The 17,174-nt window shown below is 68.9% G+C and carries 18 protein-coding genes; 11 read left to right on the top strand and 7 right to left on the bottom strand.

Translation table 11 applies throughout. From position 1 onward, the window contains the following. A partial coding sequence (locus IEY81_RS24650) for a superoxide dismutase [Ni] (RefSeq protein ID WP_444544157.1) occupies nucleotides 1-175 on the bottom strand: 175 nt, incomplete at its 3' end. Between IEY81_RS24650 and IEY81_RS18435 the strand changes: the two genes are divergently transcribed. The 4 genes from IEY81_RS18435 (at nucleotide 132) to IEY81_RS18450 (ending at nucleotide 4,840) form a co-directional block, all read left to right on the top strand. After that, nucleotides 132-494, top strand: a complete 363-nt coding sequence (locus IEY81_RS18435) for a S24/S26 family peptidase (protein WP_189119958.1) — start codon at nucleotides 132-134, stop codon at nucleotides 492-494. The two genes, IEY81_RS24650 and IEY81_RS18435, sit on opposite strands and share 44 nt — an antisense overlap. A gap of 176 nt (nucleotides 495-670) precedes the next feature. Then, entirely contained in the window at nucleotides 671-1,864 is a 1,194-nt protein-coding gene (locus tag IEY81_RS18440) for an NAD(P)-dependent malic enzyme (RefSeq protein WP_189119959.1), read from the top strand. Between the two features lie 254 nt (nucleotides 1,865-2,118). Then, on the top strand, nucleotides 2,119-3,087 hold the full coding sequence (locus tag IEY81_RS18445; RefSeq protein ID WP_189119960.1) for a zinc-binding dehydrogenase: 969 nt from the start codon (nucleotides 2,119-2,121) through the stop codon (nucleotides 3,085-3,087). A 211-nt stretch (nucleotides 3,088-3,298) separates the two neighbouring features. Continuing rightward, on the top strand, nucleotides 3,299-4,840 hold the full coding sequence (locus IEY81_RS18450) for an MDR family MFS transporter (RefSeq protein WP_189119961.1): 1,542 nt from the start codon (nucleotides 3,299-3,301) through the stop codon (nucleotides 4,838-4,840). A 17-nt stretch (nucleotides 4,841-4,857) separates the two neighbouring features. Here the strand turns inward: IEY81_RS18450 and IEY81_RS18455 are convergent, their stop codons facing one another. Further along, on the bottom strand, nucleotides 4,858-5,493 hold the full coding sequence (locus IEY81_RS18455) for a TetR family transcriptional regulator (RefSeq protein ID WP_189119962.1): 636 nt from the start codon (nucleotides 5,491-5,493) through the stop codon (nucleotides 4,858-4,860). Nucleotides 5,494-5,639: 146 nt separating this feature from the next. Between IEY81_RS18455 and IEY81_RS18460 the strand changes: the two genes are divergently transcribed. The 3 genes from IEY81_RS18460 to IEY81_RS18470 are packed head-to-tail and all read left to right on the top strand — an operon-like array spanning nucleotide 5,640 to nucleotide 8,109. Then, entirely contained in the window at nucleotides 5,640-6,734 is a 1,095-nt protein-coding gene (locus IEY81_RS18460; RefSeq protein ID WP_189119963.1) for a ferredoxin reductase, read from the top strand. Between the two features lie 17 nt (nucleotides 6,735-6,751). Then, nucleotides 6,752-7,879 carry a fatty acid desaturase family protein gene (locus tag IEY81_RS18465; protein WP_189119964.1) on the top strand — a complete coding sequence of 376 codons (1,128 nt, stop codon included), beginning with the start codon at nucleotides 6,752-6,754 and terminating at the stop codon, nucleotides 7,877-7,879. Beyond that, nucleotides 7,876-8,109, top strand: coding sequence for a hypothetical protein (locus IEY81_RS18470; protein ID WP_229787984.1), 234 nt, complete (start codon nucleotides 7,876-7,878; stop codon nucleotides 8,107-8,109). Before IEY81_RS18465 ends, IEY81_RS18470 begins: the two co-directional genes overlap by 4 nt. A gap of 101 nt (nucleotides 8,110-8,210) precedes the next feature. Here IEY81_RS18470 and IEY81_RS18475 read toward each other — a convergent pair whose 3' ends face one another. Both IEY81_RS18475 and IEY81_RS18480 read right to left on the bottom strand, forming a co-directional pair. After that, a complete protein-coding gene (locus tag IEY81_RS18475; protein WP_189119965.1) occupies nucleotides 8,211-8,387 on the bottom strand; it encodes a DUF6104 family protein in 177 nt (58 codons plus the stop codon). 210 nt (nucleotides 8,388-8,597) lie between these two features. Next, on the bottom strand, nucleotides 8,598-12,368 hold the full coding sequence (locus IEY81_RS18480) for a multifunctional oxoglutarate decarboxylase/oxoglutarate dehydrogenase thiamine pyrophosphate-binding subunit/dihydrolipoyllysine-residue succinyltransferase subunit (RefSeq protein WP_189119966.1): 3,771 nt from the start codon (nucleotides 12,366-12,368) through the stop codon (nucleotides 8,598-8,600). Between the two features lie 220 nt (nucleotides 12,369-12,588). Here IEY81_RS18480 and IEY81_RS18485 point away from each other — a divergent pair, with 220 nt between their 5' ends. Together IEY81_RS18485 and IEY81_RS18490 are read left to right on the top strand one after the other, a co-directional pair. Next, on the top strand, nucleotides 12,589-13,251 hold the full coding sequence (locus tag IEY81_RS18485; protein WP_189119967.1) for a hypothetical protein: 663 nt from the start codon (nucleotides 12,589-12,591) through the stop codon (nucleotides 13,249-13,251). Then, nucleotides 13,248-14,195, top strand: a complete 948-nt coding sequence (locus tag IEY81_RS18490) for an LCP family protein (RefSeq protein ID WP_189119968.1) — start codon at nucleotides 13,248-13,250, stop codon at nucleotides 14,193-14,195. The genes IEY81_RS18485 and IEY81_RS18490 overlap by 4 nt, the downstream gene beginning before the upstream one ends. A gap of 9 nt (nucleotides 14,196-14,204) precedes the next feature. On the opposite strand, the gene IEY81_RS18495 is transcribed toward IEY81_RS18490, so the two are convergent. Continuing rightward, complete coding sequence (locus tag IEY81_RS18495; RefSeq protein ID WP_229787985.1) at nucleotides 14,205-15,053, bottom strand: alpha/beta fold hydrolase; 849 nt, start codon at nucleotides 15,051-15,053, stop codon at nucleotides 14,205-14,207. A gap of 52 nt (nucleotides 15,054-15,105) precedes the next feature. Between IEY81_RS18495 and IEY81_RS18500 the strand changes: the two genes are divergently transcribed. Then, nucleotides 15,106-15,867 (top strand): lysophospholipid acyltransferase family protein, encoded by a 762-nt coding sequence (locus IEY81_RS18500; RefSeq protein WP_189119969.1) that lies wholly within the window; start codon nucleotides 15,106-15,108, stop codon nucleotides 15,865-15,867. Nucleotides 15,868-15,873: 6 nt separating this feature from the next. Here IEY81_RS18500 and IEY81_RS18505 read toward each other — a convergent pair whose 3' ends face one another. After that, nucleotides 15,874-16,059 (bottom strand): nucleoside triphosphate pyrophosphohydrolase family protein, encoded by a 186-nt coding sequence (locus IEY81_RS18505; RefSeq protein ID WP_189119970.1) that lies wholly within the window; start codon nucleotides 16,057-16,059, stop codon nucleotides 15,874-15,876. 167 nt (nucleotides 16,060-16,226) lie between these two features. Further along, nucleotides 16,227-16,802 carry an acetoacetate decarboxylase family protein gene (locus tag IEY81_RS18510; protein ID WP_189119971.1) on the bottom strand — a complete coding sequence of 192 codons (576 nt, stop codon included), beginning with the start codon at nucleotides 16,800-16,802 and terminating at the stop codon, nucleotides 16,227-16,229. 136 nt (nucleotides 16,803-16,938) lie between these two features. On the opposite strand from IEY81_RS18510, the gene IEY81_RS18515 reads away from it, so the two are divergent. Further along, on the top strand, nucleotides 16,939-17,145 hold the full coding sequence (locus IEY81_RS18515) for a DUF4287 domain-containing protein (RefSeq protein WP_189119972.1): 207 nt from the start codon (nucleotides 16,939-16,941) through the stop codon (nucleotides 17,143-17,145). The last annotated feature ends 29 nt before the right edge of the window (nucleotides 17,146-17,174 follow it).

Here is a 17,174-nt window from a genome sequence, read left to right on the forward strand (position 1 = left end):
GGGCGGGGTCGTAGACGCCGCAGGGCAGGTCGCAGTGGGCAGAGACCTCAATGGTGGGAGCGAAAAGTCGCGCGAACATGCGGGTCCTCTCTAAGTGTTCATGTGTCCTACTGCTTGCGACACTACTCCGCATGAATGACATCGCCGCGAGGGCACCCCGACACCTCTGGGGCATGGCGAGGGTGGTGGGCGCCTCGATGGAGCCCACGCTCCGGGCGGGGGACCGGTTGTGGGTCTCCTACCGGCGTACGCCGGAGCCCGGCCGCATCGTCGTCGCCCGGCTCGCCGACGGGGCGGTCGTGGTGAAGCGTGCCGTGGAGCGGCGTACCACCGTCTCCGGGCGCTCCGGATGGTGGCTGCTCTCCGACAACCCGGGCGCTCCCGGGGTGATCGACTCGCGTCATCGCGGGCCGGTGGCGGACGAGGACGTGCTCGCCGTCGTGGTCGCCAGGGTGTGGTCGAGACCCCGGATCCTGCGCTCCGTATCTGGCTGAGGGCTCCAGATGAGTGCTTCGTCACCTGTAGGAAACATCAACCGTTTCCTCCGGTAGCCTGTGGGAAACTGCCATCCGGGCAACACATCCCTGTAGATGGCGCCATGCGCGGCTCCACCCTCGGCTCGCGTTCATCGCCCGACGTTCCGAGACCGTAGTTTTTCTGGAGGCCCCCTATGACCGAGTCCACCCTGTCCACCGAGACGACCGCCTATGACGGCGACCCGGTGTTCGAGCTGCACCGCGGCGGCAAGATGGCGATCGCGGCGACCGCATCGGTCTCCGACAAGGCATCGCTCTCGATGGCCTACACCCCCGGCGTCGCGCGGGTCTGCACCGCGATCGCCGAGAAGCCCGAGCTGGCTCAGACCTACACCTGGGTGCCCAACACCGTCGCGGTCGTGACGGACGGCACCGCGGTCCTCGGCCTGGGTGACATCGGCCCCGCCGCCGCGATGCCGGTCATGGAAGGCAAGGCGGTGCTGTTCAAGGAGTTCGGCGGCGTCGACTCCATCCCGATCTGCCTGGACACCACCGACGTCGACGAGATCGTCGAGACCGTCATCCGGATGGCGCCCAGCTTCGGTGGCATCAACCTCGAGGACATCTCCGCCCCGCGCTGCTTCGAGATCGAGGACCGCCTCAAGGAGGCGCTCGACATCCCGGTCTTCCATGACGACCAGCACGGCACCGCCGTGGTCACGCTGGCCGCGCTGATGAACGCGCTCAAGCTCACCGGCCGCAGCCCGGAGTCGACCCGCGTGGTCATCTCGGGCGCCGGTGCCGCCGGTGTCGCCGTCGCCAAGATCCTGCTCGAGTTCGGCATCAAGGACCTCGTCCTGCTCGACCGCAAGGGCGTCATCTCCTCCACCCGCTCCGACCTGACCGCCTCGAAGAAGGCGATCGCCGAGGTGACCGCCGACGTCACCGGCCGCACCGGCACGCTGGCCGAGGCGCTCGACGGCGCCGACGTCTACGTCGGGGTCTCCGGCGGCACCGTGCCCGAGGAGCTCGTCGCGACCATGGCCGAGAAGGCGATCGTCTTCGCGATGGCCAACCCGAACCCGGAGATCCACCCCGACGTGGCCCACCGCTACGCCAGCATCGTCGCCACCGGCCGGTCGGACTTCCCCAACCAGATCAACAACGTCCTCGCCTTCCCCGGCATCTTCCGCGGAGCCATCGACGTGCGCGCCTCGGCGATCACCGAGGGCATGAAGCTCGCCGCCGCCGAGGCGCTGGCGGCGCTGGTCGAGGACGAGCTGAGCGAGACCAAGGTCATCCCCGAGCCGTTCGACCCCCGCGTCGGCCCCGCGGTCTCCGCTGCCGTCGCCGAGGCCGCGCGCGTCGACGGGGTCGCTCGCGCCTGACCGTCAGACCCACGCCGAGTCGGCGCGTCTGCCCCAGTTTTAGACGCCGAGTCGGCGCAACTGCCCCAGATTCAGACGCCGAGTCGGCGCATCTGCCCCACGTACGTGTGACGTTTCGGGGCAGTTGCGCCGACTCGGCGGTTTCTGGTGGGGCAGTTGCGCCGACTCGGCGTGTCTGGGCGGGGCAGTTGCGCCGGCTCGGCGGGTTTGGTTGGGGCGGCCGGGGGCTCCCAGGGTTCGGTAGTGTCGGGCGCATGTTCGCTGCGTACGCCGAGAAGTTCTCTACCGACGACCCGATCTCCGGCCTCGTGCTGGGGGAGCGGCCCGAGCCGGACGTGCCGGAGGGATGGACGACGGTCACCGTCAAGGCGGCCTCGCTCAACCACCACGACCTGTGGTCGCTGCAGGGGGTGGGCCTGAAGGCCGAGGCGCTCCCGATGATCCTCGGCTGCGACGCGGCCGGGCTCGACGAGGACGGCAACGAGGTCATCGTGCACTCGGTGATCTCCTCGCCCGACTGGAGCGGTGACGAGACGCTCGACCCCAAGCGGTCGCTGCTCTCCGAGCGCTACCAGGGCACCTTCGCCGAGAAGGTGACCGTGCCGAAGCGCAACGTGGTGGCCAAGCCCGCCGAGATGTCGTTCGAGGAGGCCGCGTGCCTGCCGACAGCGTGGCTGACCGCCTACCGGATGCTGTTCACCCAGGGCGGGCTCAAGGCCGGCGACTCGGTGCTGGTCCAGGGTGCCGGCGGGGGAGTGGCGACCGCCGCGATCACGCTGGCGCGTGCGGCCGGCCTGAAGGTCTATGCCACCTCGCGCGACGAGGCGAAGCAGAAGCGGGCCCTCGAGCTCGGCGCCCACGAGGCGCTGCCCTCGGGCGAGCGGCTGCCGGTCAAGGTCGACGCGGTCATCGAGACCGTCGGCCGGGCGACCTGGAAGCACTCGGTGCGCTCGCTGCGTCCGGGCGGCGCGATCATCATCAGCGGCGCCACCTCGGGCGCGAACCCCGACGACACGCTGCTCACCAACATCTTCTTCCTGCAGCTGAAGGTGATCGGCTCGACGATGGGCACGCGCAGCGACCTGGCGGGCCTGGTCTCCCTGCTCGAGGCGACCGGCACCCGCCCGCTGATCGACCGCACCATGCCGCTGACCGAGGCCAAGGCCGGTTTCGAGGCGATGCACGCCGGTGACATCTTCGGGAAGGTCGTCTTCACGCTGTGAGCCGACCGTGAGGTGACAGCGGCGTGACAACCGCGGTGTGACGTACGGAATATCGTTCGACTCTCCCCGGTTCTGCAAGGGACCATTGAAGGGTCAGCGCCGGGGGCTCGAAAAGTTTCTCGTGGCGTGATGTCGAAATCGGCCCCGCCCGTTCGATCTATGTATGAGAGCGGGCGGCAACCGGCCCCTGCGTACCACCCGAGGAACTGTCATGACTGCTGTCGCCACCCCGCCACATCGTCCGCTCGACGGTGAGAAGCGGCGTACGCCTGCCGTCATCACCCTGCTCGTGCTGGCCACCTTCGTGGTGATCCTCAACGAGACGATCATGCTCAACGCGATCCCGAACCTGATGCGCAGCTTCGGGGTCACCGAGCACGCCGCGCAGTGGGTCTCGACCGCGTTCATGCTGACCATGGCCTCGGTCATCCCGGTGACCGGCTGGTTCCTGCAGCGCGTGACGACCCGAACTGCGTACGCCACGGCGATGGGTGTCTTCATCGCCGGCACTCTGATCTCGGCGATCGCGCCGGTCTTCGGGGTCCTGCTCGCCGGCCGGGTCATCCAGGCCGCCGGCACCGCGGTGATGATGCCGCTGCTGATGACGACCCTGATGAACGTCGTCGACGAGAGCGACCGGGGCCGGGTGATGGGCAACGTCACCATGGCCATCTCGGTCGCGCCCGCGCTCGGTCCGACGCTGTCCGGGCTGATCCTGGGCTTCGGCTCCTGGCGGCTGCTGTTCCTCCTGGTGCTGCCGATCGCGATCGGCGTCGCCTGGTCCGGGCTCCGCCGCCTGGAGAACGTCAACGAGCCCGCGGAATCGAGCGTCGACTGGGCCTCGGTGGTCGTCGCGGCGCTCGGGTTCGGCTCGCTGGTCTACGGCCTGAGCCGCTTCGCCGAGGGCGAGGTCGGCCTCCCGCTGGCCATCGCCGGGCTCGGTGCGCTGCTGATCCTCGGCTTCGTGATGCGCCAGCTCCGGCTGCAGAGGGTCGGTTCGCCGCTGCTGGACCTGCGCGCGTTCCGCCACTCGACCTTCACCAAGGCGCTGGTCCTGATGGCGATCGCGTTCCTGGCGATGATGGGCTCGATGATCCTGCTGCCGCTCTACCTGCAGACGGTGCGCGGGCTCTCCCCGCTCTACACGGGCCTCTTGGTGATGCCGGGCGGTCTCGCGATGGGTCTCCTCGGTCCCACGGTGGGGCGCATCTTCGACACCTACGGCGGCCGGGTGCTCGTCATCCCGGGCTCGGTCGGCATCGTGGTCGCGCTCGCGGGTCTCTCCCAGATCTCGCTCACCACGCCGTTCTGGCTGGTGCTGGTGCTCCACCTGGTGCTGATGGTCAGCCTCGCCGCGGCCTTCACCCCGGTCTTCACGCTCGGCCTCGGGTCGCTGCCGCAGCACCTCTACTCCCACGGCTCCTCGATCCTCGGCACGCTCCAGCAGGTCGCCGCGGCCTTCGGCACCGCCCTGGCGGTGACCGTGATGGCCGTACGCAGCGACCAGGTCGTCGACGAGGTCGGCGACCTCGCCGCCCAGGTCAGCGGCCTGCAGGCCGCCTTCATGGTCAGCGCGGCGCTGGCCCTGGTCGTGGTCGCGATGGCCGTCCTGCTGCCGGCTCGGGCGGACGGGCACGAGGATGCTGCCGAGGAGCTGGCCACGGAGTCGGCCACGGAGCCGGACACGGATCTCGACGCCGAGCTCGCGGAGCTCTGCGAGCACGGTCGCGAGCCCGCGACCTGCGGCTGCTGAGCCCTAGCCGAACACGGCTAGCGCTCAGAGCGCCACTGATAGACGCCGATCAGCAGCATCCTCAGCTGGGTGCGCACGGTGGCGATGATCTGCTCCTCCTGCTCGACCCGGGTCGTGGAGAGGATCTGCTCGGCGGTGGAGACGAGCACGCTCACGAACAGGGCCGAGAGCACGTGCAGGTCCTTGCCGGTCCACGCGTCGGTGCCGGTCATCAGCGCCAGGTCGGTGGCGAGCTCGCGCTCGCAGAGCTCGATCTCGCGGTGGATGGCGCCACGCACCGACCGGGGTCCGGCGACCCGCTCGCGGGCGATGAACCCGAAGTGGTCGCGGCGGCGATGGACGTGGTCGACGAGGGCATCGATCGAACCGTCGACGATGTCCTCGTCGGCGCGCGCGTTGCGGCGTACGTCCCGGAAGAGATCGCGCAGCGAGTCGAACGACTCCTCGACCAGCGCCAGCCCGAGGGACTCGATGGAGTCGAAGTGGCGGTAGAAGGCGGTCGGCACGATGCCGACCTGCTTGGCGACCTGACGCAGCGAGAGCGCGTTGAGCGAGCTGTCGGAGCAGAGCTCCAGCGTCGCGTCGAGAATGGCCCGCCGGGTCCGGAGCTTGCGCTCCGCACGGCTCTCCGGCTCCGTACCAGTCTCGATCACCAGACCATCCTAGGGGCACGAGCAGCGAGGACCCACGGTGCACAGGCGTACACCGTGATCTGGGCCACGCGTGCCATGTCTTGACGCGTACCACCGCCACCCGCCATCGTTATCGGTGTACAGATGTTCACTGAAAGGCGAAACACATGGCACTCGACCTGGGCGGCCGGATCCTCCGCTCCCGCACGGTTGCGGCGCTCGCCTCCCCTCACGGCATCGACCGCTATCTGACCCAGATCAACCCGATGCTGGCAGCGCACGAGGTGCGCGCCCGCATCACCGACATCCGCCCGGAGGTCAGCGCGCCCGGCGCGCCCCGGGTGGCGACCGTGACGCTCCAGCCCACCTCGACCTGGCGCGGCCACCGCGCCGGTCAGCACGTGACCGTCGGCGTCGACACGGGGGAGGGGCGTCGCACCACCCGCGTCTTCACCGTCTCCAGCACCGAGGGAAAGCCGGGTGAGCCGCTCGCCATCACGGTGCGCGCCCACGACGACGAGCACGCGACCCCCTACAGCATCTCCAAGTACCTGACCGAGCGCGCCACGGTCGGCACGCTGGTGCACCTCTCGCAGGCCGAGGGCGACTTCGTCCTCCCGGACCGCGTGCCCGAGCACATCGTCCTGATCTCGGGCGGCTCCGGCATCACGCCGGTGATGTCGATGCTCCGCTCGCTGCAGCGGCGTACGCATCGGGGCAAGGTGACCTTCCTGCACTGGGCGCCCAGCGCCGACCGCCAGATCTTCGCCGACGAGCTCGAGGAGATCCGTCACCAGGGCCACGGCATCGACCTGCACGTCCTGCACACCGCCGACGGGGCGCCGTACCTGTCCCCGGCGTTGCTGGAGAAGCTCGTCCCGGGCTACCGCGACGTGCCGACGTGGGCCTGCGGGCCGGCGTCGCTGATCGAGGCGGCCCAGGCTGCGTACGAGGGCACGGACTCGCTCCAGGTGGAGTACTTCAAGCCGCCGCGGACCGCCGGTGTGGCCGGCGGCGAGATGGAGTTCGCGACCACCGGCAGGACCGTCGCCAACGACGGAGCCACGATCCTCGACCAGGCCGAGGCCGCGGGGCTGACCCCCGAGTCCGGCTGCCGGATGGGGATCTGCTTCTCCTGCGTGACCAACAAGAGCTCCGGACGGGTCCGCAACGTGCTGACCGGCGAGACCTCCGAGCTTCCCGACGAACAGATCCGGATCTGCGTGAGCACGCCTGAGGGCGACTGCTCCGTCGACCTCTGACCTTCCAAGGAGACCCCATGACCACCGTTGAGAAGACCGGCAACCGCAGGCTGACGCCCGAGGAGCTGGAGGCTTTCGGTGCCGAGCTGGACGCCATCCGCCAGCGCATCGTCGCCGATCTGGGCGAGAAGGACTCGTCCTACATCTACGACATCGTCAAGAAGCAGCGGTCCTTCGAGATCGCCGGCCGCGCGCTCTTCTACCTGCCCGTGATCGGCTGGGTGCCGGCTGTCGCCTGCCTGTCCATCTCCAAGATCCTCGACAACATGGAGATCGGCCACAACGTCATGCACGGCCAGTACGACTGGATGGGCGACCCCGATCTCAACTCGCGGATGTTCGAGTGGGACAACGTCTGCCCCTCCGACCAGTGGAAGTACTCCCACAACTACATCCACCACACCTTCACCAACATCCTCGGCAAGGACCGCGACATCGGCTACGGCATCCTGCGGATGGACGAGGACCAGAAGTGGCACCCCTACTTCCTCGGCAACCCGCTCTACGCCTTCCTGCTGATGATCTTCTTCGAGTGGGGCGTCGCGCTGCACGACCTCGAGGTCGAGAACCTCGTGGCGGGCAAGCGCAAGCTCTCCGAGAACGCCGAGATGCACCGCGGCATCATGAAGAAGGTCAAGCGCCAGGCGCTGAAGGACTACGTCCTCTTCCCGCTGCTCTCCGGTCCGATGGCGCCGCTGACGTTCCTCGGCAACGCCACCGCCAACCTGGTGCGCAACATCTGGGCGTTCAACATCATCTTCTGCGGCCACTTCCCGGCCGGCGTCGCCTCCTTCTCGCAGGAGGAGTGCGAGGACGAGACGCAGGGCCACTGGTACTATCGCCAGCTCCTCGGCTCGGCCAACATCACCGGCAGCCGCACCTTCCACATCATGTCCGGCAACCTGTCCCACCAGATCGAGCACCACCTCTTCCCCGACCTCCCCGCGCGCCGCTACCCGGAGATCGCCGAGGAGGTCCGCGAGATCTGCGAGCGCTACGGCCTGGCGTACAACACCGGCCCGCTGCGCAAGCAGCTGACCGGCGTCTTCAAGAAGATCTGCAAGTACGCCCTCCCCGACCGCAAGAGCCGCGCCACCGCCGCTCCGGCCCAGGGTGAGCCCGCGCTCGAGGGGGTGGCCGCATGAGCGACGACCAGCCACAATGGGTCGTCATGACCCCTGAGCTGAGCAAGAACGAGATCCGCAAGGATGTCGCGCAGAGCGCCGTCGAGGTCACCGCGACCACGGTCGGCCAGGTGGCGGTCATCGTCACCGGTGCCGTACGCGACGTGGCCGGCGCCATCGGCGGCCTGGCCACCGAGCTCTTCGAGCTCCGCGCCGCCGCCAAGCGTGCCGAGAAGGACCTGGACGAGTAGGCAGCTCCGGCGGTCCGAGTCTGTAGTTGTGGGCGACGAAACGAGAGTTTCGTCGCCCACAACTGATTTCTCGGCCCGCCAGAGGTGCGGACTCGGCGGGATCAGTCCTCGGGGTCGTCGAGGCGGGCCAGCCAGGTGGCCAGCCGCTCGACGGCCGTCTCGTGCTCGGGGTGTACGTCGACGAATGCCTGGAGCTGCTCGGCGAGCCAGGCGAGGGTGACCTCCTCGTCGCCCCGACGGGTGACGAGCTCCTCGATTCCGCGGTCGGTGAAGTACATGCGGCCATTGTCCCATTCGGCCTCTGTCGGGCGTGCGCGGCCCGGATCAGATCTTAGACGCACGAAGGCCCCTCGGCGTCACCACCGAGGGGCCTTCGTGCTGTCTTGGTTTCGGCTCGCGGACACGGCCTCGCAGACTCGGCCGTGCGCTCGCTCAACCCGCCCGTCCGACGCGGAGCGCTCCTTCGTCGCGCTCCGCTGGCCGGGCGGTCAGGCGAACGCGCGCTCGATGAGCTCCTTCTGCTCGACCGTGTGCCGCTTGATGGTGCCGACGGCGGTGGTCGAGGAGGCCGGACGGGTGATCGGCTCCACCTCGCGGTCCAGCTCGGGGACCACGTTGAGGTGGTAGCTCGGCCACGGGCCCTGGTTGAACGGCTCGTCCTGGACCCACTTGACCTTGGCGTTCGGGTACTTGGCGAGCTCGGCGGCCAGCGCCTCGGTCGGCCACGGGTAGAGCTGCTCGACGCGTACGATCGCGACGTCCTCGCGCGAGCGCTTCTTCCGCTCGACGGTGAGGTCCCAGGTCAGCCGGCCGGAGACCAGCAGGACGGTGGAGACCTTCGACGGGTCCGCCTCGGTGTCGGCGACCACCGGCTCGAAGGAGCCCGAGGTGAAGTCGGCCGGCTGGGAGGCGGCCTCCTTGCGGCGCAGCATCGACTTCGGGGTGAAGACGATCAGCGGGCGGTGCTCCTCGCCGAGCGTGTGCTGACGCAGCAGGTGGAAGTAGGACGCCGGGCTGGAGGGCTGAGCCACGACCATCGCTTCGTCGGCGCAGAGCGTGAGGAACCGCTCGATGCGCGCCGAGGAGTGGTCGGCACCCTGACCCTCGTAGCCGTGCGGCAGCAGCAGCACGACGCCGGAGTCCTGACCCCACTTGGTCTTGCCGGCCGAGATGTACTCGTCGATGACCGACTGCGCGCCGTTGACGAAGTCACCGAACTGCGCCTCCCACATGACCAGCGCCTCCGGCCGTGCGACCGAGTAGCCGTACTCGAAGCCGAGAGCGGCGTACTCGGAGAGCAGCGAGTCGTAGACGTAGAACTTCGCCTGGTCCTCGGAGAGGTTGTTGAGCGGGGTCCACTCGTCGGCGTTCTTGCGGTCGATGATCGTGGCGAACCGCGAGGCGAAGGTGCCGCGACGCGAGTCCTGGCCGGCCAGCCGCACCGGGCGGCCGTCGAGCAGGAGCGAGCCGACGGCGAGGATCTCGCCGGTGCCCCAGTCGATGTTGCCCTCGGTGATCGCGGTGGCGCGGCGCTGCAGCTGCGGCATCACCTTCGGGTGGACCGTGAAGCCCTCCGGCGGGGTGACGTACGCATCGGCGATCCGCTTCAGCACGTCGTTGGTGATCGCGGTGACGGTCTCGCCGGCAGGCTTCTCCGGGTAGTCCGGGACGGTCTCCCAGGCCTGCGGCATCTTGTCGGCCTCGCGCACCTCGGTGAAGACCTGCTCGAGGCGCGACTGGTAGGCCGCCAGCACCTGCTCGGCCTCCTCGATCGTGATGTCGCCACGACCGATGAGGGACTCGGTGTAGAGCTTGCGCACCGAGCGCTTCTGCTCGATGAGGTCGTACATCATCGGCTGGGTGAACGACGGGTCGTCGCCCTCGTTGTGACCGCGGCGGCGGTAGCAGATGAGGTCGATGACGACGTCCTTGTTGAACGCCTGGCGGTATTCGAAGGCGAGCCGCGCGACGCGCACGCAGGCCTCCGGGTCGTCGCCGTTCACATGGAAGATCGGCGCCTGGACCATCCGCGCCACGTCGGTGGCGTAGAGGGAAGAGCGCGAGGAACCCGGCGAGGTGGTGAAGCCGACCTGGTTGTTGATGACCAGGTGGACGGTGCCACCGGTGCGGTAGCCGCGCAGCTGGGAGAGGTTGAGCGTCTCCGCGACCACACCCTGGCCGGCGAAGGCGGCGTCACCGTGGACCAGCAGCGGCAGGACCGGGTAGACCGCGCCCTGGTCGAGGACGTCCTGCTTGGCGCGGGCGATGCCCTCCAGGACCGGGTCGACGGTCTCGAGGTGAGACGGGTTCGCGGCGACGGAGACCTTGATCGTGTCGCCCAGGTCGGACAGGAACTCGCCCTCGGCACCGAGGTGGTACTTCACGTCGCCGGAGCCCTGGACCGTGCGCGGGTCGATGTTGCCCTCGAACTCGCGGAAGATCTGGTTGTAGGACTTGCCGACGATGTTGGCGAGCACGTTGAGGCGGCCGCGGTGGGCCATACCGATCGTGACCTCGTCCAGACCGGCCTCGGCGGCGGCCTCGCAGACCTCGTCGATGACCGGGATCGCGGTCTCGCCGCCCTCGAGGGAGAAGCGCTTCTGACCGACGAACTTGGTCTGCAGGAAGGTCTCGAAGGCCTCGGCCTCGTTGAGCTTCGACAGGATCCGGAGCTGCTCCTGGCGCGGGGTCTTGTCGTAGGGCCGCTCGACGCGGTCCTGGATCCACCGGCGCTGCTCGGGGTCCTGGATGTGCATGTACTCGATGCCGGTGGTGCGGACGTAGGAGTCACGCAGCACACCGAGGATCTCGCGCAGCTTCATGAACGGCTTGCGGCCGCCGGCGAAGGAGCCGACCGGGAACTCGCGGTCGAGGTCCCACAGGGTCAGCCCGTGCGACTCGATCTGCAGGTCGGGGTGCGAACGCTGCTTGTACTCCAGCGGGTCGGTGTCGGCCATCATGTGACCGCGCACGCGGTGGGCGTGGATGATCTCGCCGACCTTGACCTGCTTGGAGATCTGGTCGTCGTGGGTGGTGTCGATGTCCTGGTTCCAGCGGATCGGCTCGTAGGGGATCCGCAGCGACGCGAAGATCTCGTCGTAGAAGTCGTTCTCGCCGAGCAGGAGCTTGTGCACCGTGGCAAGGAACTCGCCCGACTGCGCGCCCTGGATGACCCGGTGGTCGTAGGTCGAGGTCATCGTCATGATCCGCGAGACCGCGTTCTGGGCGAGCTTCGAGGGGGAGGCGCCCTGGAACTCGGGCGGGTAGTCCATCGAGCCGACGCCGATGATCGCGGCCTGGCCCTGCATCAGCCGCGGCACCGAGTTGTTGGTGCCGATGCCGCCGACGTTGGTCAGGCTGACGGTGGTGCCGGAGTAGTCGGCCATCGACAGCTTGTTGTCCTTGGCCTTGCGGACGATGTCCTCGTAGGCGGTCCAGAAGCCGGCGAAGTCCATCAGCTCGCAGCCCTTGATGGAGGGCGCCACCAGTTGGCGGGTGCCGTCCTTCTTCTGCTGGTCGATGGCCAGACCGAGGTTGATGTGCGGCGGGGTCACCATGGTCGGCTTGCCGTCGACCTCGGCGTAGGTGTTGTTCATCGCCGGCATCGCCTTGATCGCCTTGATGATGGCGTAGCCGATGAGGTGGGTGAAGGAGACCTTGCCGCCGCGGGCGCGCTTGAGGTGGTTGTTGATGACGGTGCGGTTGTCCCACAGCAGCTTGACCGGCATGTTGCGCACGGAGGTCGCGGTCGGCACCGAGAGCGACACGTCCATGTTCTTGGCGGTGGCGGCCGGGATGCCGCGCAGCGTGGTGTAGGTCGGCTCGTCGGTCACGGCGACGGCCGTCGGCTTCGGGGCGTCCTTGGGGGTCGGCGTCGCGGTGCCCTTGGCCGGCTCGGCGGCCTGGGCGTCCGGGCGCGGCTTCGCCTTCGGGGCGGGCGCGGCCTTGGCCGTCGGCGCCTCCGCGGAGGTCGGGCTGGTCGGCGCGTCCGAGCTCTGCGGCTTGGCGGTGGTGGTCGCCGCCTTGGTCGCCTTGGCTGCGGGAGCGGCGGGCGCGGCTGCCGGAGCGGCGGCCTTCGCTGCGGCCCCGTTCTGCGACGCGCCCGGCTGTCCGTTGGTCTCGAAGAACTTCACCCACACGGGGTCAACACTGCTGGGATCCTTCGTGTACTGGTCGTACATCTCCTCGACCAGCCACTCGTTGGCGCCGAATTCCGCGGGGATGTCGGCAGTGTTGGGGGACGGGGTGCCTGAGGACACGGCTTGATTCGCCTCTTCCGAATTTTCGCACTGTAAGAAATGGGTTGCCCACCAGCAAGGCTATCCCCACGAACACGCAAATGCCCGATGCAGGCTCTACCTGTGGACAGGATGTAATCCGTTCCACATCTTGCGTCATCCACCGGGCAGAGTTGCAACCAGGGTCGATGTGCGTATGGTGGCCCGGTCCCGGAGCAGGTCGATGAGACGGATTCCCCACATGACGAGCAGCAGTACGAGGCCTCGCCGGTCGCGCTTCCCGCGCGTCGCAGCGGCCCTCACCGCGGTGGTTCTGACCGGCACCCTGGCGCTCGCCGGGTGTGGTGGCGAGAGCGAGAAACCGGCCGCGTCGCCGTCCCCCTCACCGACCCCGCCGCCCACGGTGAAGTCGACCGCGAAGCTCGTCCATCTGCAGGGCAGGTTCCCCCGCAACCGGCACCAGGCGGTCGCCACGAACGTGGGCAAGGTCGTCGACCGCTGGCTGCAGGCCGCGTACGTCGCGGGCGACTACCCGCGGGCCACCTCGACCTACCGCGACATCTTCCCCGGCTTCTCCCCGGTCGCGGTCGCCCAGGCGAGCAAGCAGCGCACCCAGATGAGCAACGCCACGCTCGCCCCGCACATCGACGGCGTCGAGGTCGTCGCGAGCAAGGTCAACGTCGACCTGCTGGCGAAGGACAACCACCCGGTCGGCGCGGTCGCGCGGGTGCGCTTCGTCTACGAGACCACCGGCGACCGCGAGTCGCGCCAGACCGTCTACGGCACCCTCGACATGCTGCCGACCAAGACCTCCTGGGCGGTCTTCGGCTTCGACATCAGCCGCGAGGAGAAGCTCGCCGCCTCGCCCTCCGCCTCGCCGAGCCCTTCGGGAGACAAGTCGTGAACCGTCCGACCACATCCGTACGCCGTCGTCTGCTGACCACGCTCACGCTCGGTGTGATCCTCGCGCTGACCGCGGTGACGGTGCCCGACGCCGAGGTCGCCGAGCCGCGCGCCGAGCTGATCGCGACCACGTCGGCCAAGGGCCTCGACGTCGCCAAGTTCACCCGCAAGGGCGGCACCATCTGGATCCTGGCGGTCGGCTCCGACGCCCGGCCCGGCCAGAAGGTCACCCGCAGCCGCGGCGACGCGCTCCACCTGATCGGGTTCAACCCGTCCTCCGGCCACGCGACCGACATCAGCATCCCGCGCGACTCCTACGTCAACATCCCCGGCCACGGCCGCGACAAGATCAACTCCGCGCTGCTCTACGGCGGCCCGAAGCTGATGGGCCGCGCCGTCGGCAACCTGGTCGGCGTGCAGCCGCAGTACGTCTTCGTCTCCTCCTTCTCCGGGGTCAGCGACATGGTGATCGGGGTCGGCGGTGTCGACGTCGACAACCCGCGCGCCTTCAAGGACCCCTACGTCGCGCCCTACGGCTTCAAGAAGGGCCGCATCCACATCAACGGCCCGCACTCGGTCGACTTCGCCCGGGCCCGCAAGACGCTGCCCGGCGGCGACTTCGACCGCTCGGCCAACCAGTCCCGGGTCATCCGCGGCCTCCACCGCAAGATCGTCGCCCGCCAGCACGACGTCGGCTTCATGGCCAAGGGCGTCTCGCTGGTGATGAAGAAGATGCACACCACCGGCCTCTCCGGTCGCGACCTCTACCAGCTCGCCTTCGCGGTCGCGGCGATCAACCCGAAGAAGGTCCGCACCTGCGTCGTCCCCGGCGGGATCGGCAACGCCGGCGCTGCCAGCGTCGTCTTCCCCAACGTGAAGGCGGCCCGGGCGATGGGCAACGACGCGCGCAAGGACGGCCGGCTCAACCGCGGCTGCCGCGGCTGAAGCGCTCTCCTACGCTCGGGACAGCATGAAGTCGCGCACCAGCGGCGCGACCAGCTCGGGCTGCTCGGCGACCACCCAGTGCGAACCGTCGACATCGCGGACCGTCAGGTCGGCGACGTAGGGCCGGGGTGCCTCCGTCGCGAGCGCACGGCTGACGTAGGCGTCGTGGCGCGGGACGATCACCTGGACCGGCACCGTGACCGGCCGCGGCTGCGGGCGAGCCATCTTCGAGAGGGCGTTGGCCCGGTAGAGCTCGAGGCCGTTGATCCGGTCGGAGCGAGTGCGGTCGACCGGCGAGCCGCCCACGATCCGGTCGAGGACGCCTGAGCGCCAGGCGAGCTCGGGCAGCAGCGGGATCTGGAAGAGACCGATATAGCTCGACTCTGCGCCCTGCTTGAGCCGGCGCAGGAGACCGCTTGCCGACCGGTCGGGGGTGCGCAGCCAGGCGCCGGTCTGGTCGAGGCTCGGTCCCGAGACCGAGGTGAAGGTGGCGATCCGCTCGGTCGGCACGTTGCCGGCGACCGCCTCCCAGGTCTGGGTGGAGCCCCAGTCGTGGCCGAGCAGGTGCACCGGCTCCGTCGGGCTGACCGCGTCGATCACCGCCTGCAGATCGGCGGAGAGCTGCTCGATCAGGTAGCCGGCACGCGACGCCGGTGCCTGCGAGCTGCCGTGGCCGCGTACGTCGTAGGTGACGATCCGCAGCTCGCTGCCGAGGAGCCTGACCAGGGGGAGCCACACGCTGGAGTTGTCGGGATATCCGTGGACGCAGACCAGCGTCGGCCGGGTGTCGCCGGGGGAGCCGAAGTCGGTGACGGCCAGCTGGAGCCCGTCGGTGGTCGGCACGCGAAGGCTGCTCACCCGGCCGAGGGTAGCCGGGGGCGGGCTGGGGCGGTCATGACACCATTCGGCCATGGACATCAGCTATCCGGTCACGATCGCCGCGGCCCGCACGTGGTTCAAGCTCGGCGACATCAAGATCAACATGACTGGTGTGGAGCACATCCCGGAGAAGGGTGGTGCCCTCCTGGCGATCAACCACCTCTCCTTCGTCGACTACGTGATGGCCGGCTTCCCCGGGGCCGAGCGTGGGCGGCTGACCCGGTTCATCGCCAAGAAGGAGGTCTTCGACCACCCGATCGGCGGCCCGGTGATGCGCTCCTTCCACCACATCCCGATCGACCGCAGCTACGGCGCGGCCGGGATGAAGAAGGCCGTCGACTACCTCCAGAAGGGCGAGATCGTCGGGATCTTCCCCGAGGCGACGCTGTCGCGATCGTTCCTGATCAAGGACCTCAAGACCGGCACCGTACGCATCGCCGCGGACGCCGGCGTCCCGCTGATCCCCGTGGTGCTCTGGGGCACCCAGCGGATCATGACCAAGGGTCAGAAGGTCGACCTGTCGCGCCACAAGACCATCGGCATCGAGATCGGCCCGCCGCTCCCGGTCACCGGCGAGGACCCCGCAGCGGAGACCGCGGCGCTCAAGGCGCAGATGGAGGCCATGCTCGACCGGCTGATCAAGGCGCACCCTGCCGAGGAGCAGCCCCCGGGCTCGTGGTGGCTGCCCAAGGCCTACGGCGGATCGGCCCCCACGCTCGAGGAGGCCGAGGCGATGTACGCCGAGGAGCGCCGCCTGCGCGCCCAGCGCAAGGCCGCGAAGCGGAAGTCCTGACGCGGTCTAGGTGGGCGCTCCGGCCGGCTCGACGATGGTGCCTGCGGTCATCGCGGTGATCGCAGCATCGAAGAGCTCGTCGACGACGTGGTCGTCGTAGCCGTGGGCGATGCCCGGTCGAGAGTTCGATCGGGGATCCTGCACGGTGGCTCCGACGAATGCGGCGATCGCCTCGCCAGCATCTTCGCTCACCTTCGCAACTCTCCCCCAGAGAACGGCTTCCGCGTCGCGATCGCCCTGGGACTCATCGAGCCACCGGGACAGATACGCGAGCAGAGCCGGCGTAGCGTCGGTCATGCGTCGGGAGTCTAGGACGGCCTCCGTAATTCGGTCGAGCCTTAGTTACTCGGCAGGCTCGGTCAGCCGAAGTCGACCTCGAAGTCCTGGCCGCGGAACGAGCCGAGCTTGGTGGCCCCGCGCAGGTAGGCGAGCGGGCCGTCGGGGTCGAACCGCCAGGTGCCGTGGGCGGGCAGCAGCTTGGCGCTGCCCTTCATGGTGAGCCACGCGGTCTCGGGGTGCTCCTCGATGCCGGGCTGCTCGACCCCGCCCTGCATCGGCAGCCGCGGCGCGAGCCGGGTGACGTCGGCGAACCTGGCTGCGGCGATCGGCCCGTCGTCGTGGCTCGCCTCCCAGGTGTTGGTCGCCAGCGGGCCGCGGGCCGACGAGCCGCCGCTGAACTTGGCCAGGCCCTTCGGGATCGCCCACAGCGTGCGGCCGCCGGCCACGGAGTCGGGGGAGTCGACCCAGATGTCGACCACGCTCACGGCCTTCTTCCCGTTGGCGGCGGTGATCACCCGGGCGGAGAGGAGCTCGTGGTAGGTCAGCGGGCTCGGCTCGGTGTAGTCGACCAGCGCCACCGCGTAGATCCCCTTCGGGTGCCGCTCGTCGACGTCGTGGCCGAGCCGGAAGACCGAGAGCCACATCGATCCGTGCATGTGCCAAGGGGCTGGGGGATAGCTGGTCACGTGAATCTCCCGAATCTTCTGTGGTGGTCGTGTCGAAGCTGTAGATCTCTGTCCGACGCGTAGGTGTGTGGCGATCAGCGCCACGGTTCGACCAAGGAGATCAGAGATGTCAGACCAGGTGAAGGGCCCCGCGTCCTACTTCCCGTCCATCGAGAAGAAGTACGGCCGCCCGATCGCGGAGTGGAAGCAGATCATCCGCGAGTCGGGGATCACCAAGCACATGGACCTCGTGGCCCACCTGAAGAGCGAGTACGGCCTCGGCCACGGTCACGCGAATGCGCTGGTCGCGCACACGCTCGCCGAGGGTCGCTGAGCCCGACGCACACGGCCGTGTGGAGATTC

It is taken from the genome of Nocardioides luteus (assembly GCF_014648595.1).
GTDB classification, from domain to species: domain Bacteria; phylum Actinomycetota; class Actinomycetes; order Propionibacteriales; family Nocardioidaceae; genus Nocardioides; species Nocardioides luteus.

What these genes read in the sequence shown, in the direction of transcription:
- IEY81_RS18470 (WP_229787984.1), top strand. Translation starts at nt 7,876, where the DNA reads ATGAGCGACGACCAGCCACAATGGGTCGTCATGACCCCTGAGCTGAGC.
- IEY81_RS18485 (WP_189119967.1), top strand. Translation starts at nt 12,589, where the DNA reads ATGACGAGCAGCAGTACGAGGCCTCGCCGGTCGCGCTTCCCGCGCGTC.
- IEY81_RS18515 (WP_189119972.1), top strand. Translation starts at nt 16,939, where the DNA reads ATGTCAGACCAGGTGAAGGGCCCCGCGTCCTACTTCCCGTCCATCGAG.
- IEY81_RS18510 (WP_189119971.1), bottom strand. Translation starts at nt 16,802, where the DNA reads ATGCACGGATCGATGTGGCTCTCGGTCTTCCGGCTCGGCCACGACGTC.
- IEY81_RS18500 (WP_189119969.1), top strand. Translation starts at nt 15,106, where the DNA reads ATGGACATCAGCTATCCGGTCACGATCGCCGCGGCCCGCACGTGGTTC.
- IEY81_RS18450 (WP_189119961.1), top strand. Translation starts at nt 3,299, where the DNA reads ATGACTGCTGTCGCCACCCCGCCACATCGTCCGCTCGACGGTGAGAAG.
- IEY81_RS18445 (WP_189119960.1), top strand. Translation starts at nt 2,119, where the DNA reads ATGTTCGCTGCGTACGCCGAGAAGTTCTCTACCGACGACCCGATCTCC.
- IEY81_RS18440 (WP_189119959.1), top strand. Translation starts at nt 671, where the DNA reads ATGACCGAGTCCACCCTGTCCACCGAGACGACCGCCTATGACGGCGAC.
- IEY81_RS18475 (WP_189119965.1), bottom strand. Translation starts at nt 8,387, where the DNA reads ATGTACTTCACCGACCGCGGAATCGAGGAGCTCGTCACCCGTCGGGGC.
- IEY81_RS18460 (WP_189119963.1), top strand. Translation starts at nt 5,640, where the DNA reads ATGGCACTCGACCTGGGCGGCCGGATCCTCCGCTCCCGCACGGTTGCG.
- IEY81_RS18435 (WP_189119958.1), top strand. Translation starts at nt 132, where the DNA reads ATGAATGACATCGCCGCGAGGGCACCCCGACACCTCTGGGGCATGGCG.
- IEY81_RS18465 (WP_189119964.1), top strand. Translation starts at nt 6,752, where the DNA reads ATGACCACCGTTGAGAAGACCGGCAACCGCAGGCTGACGCCCGAGGAG.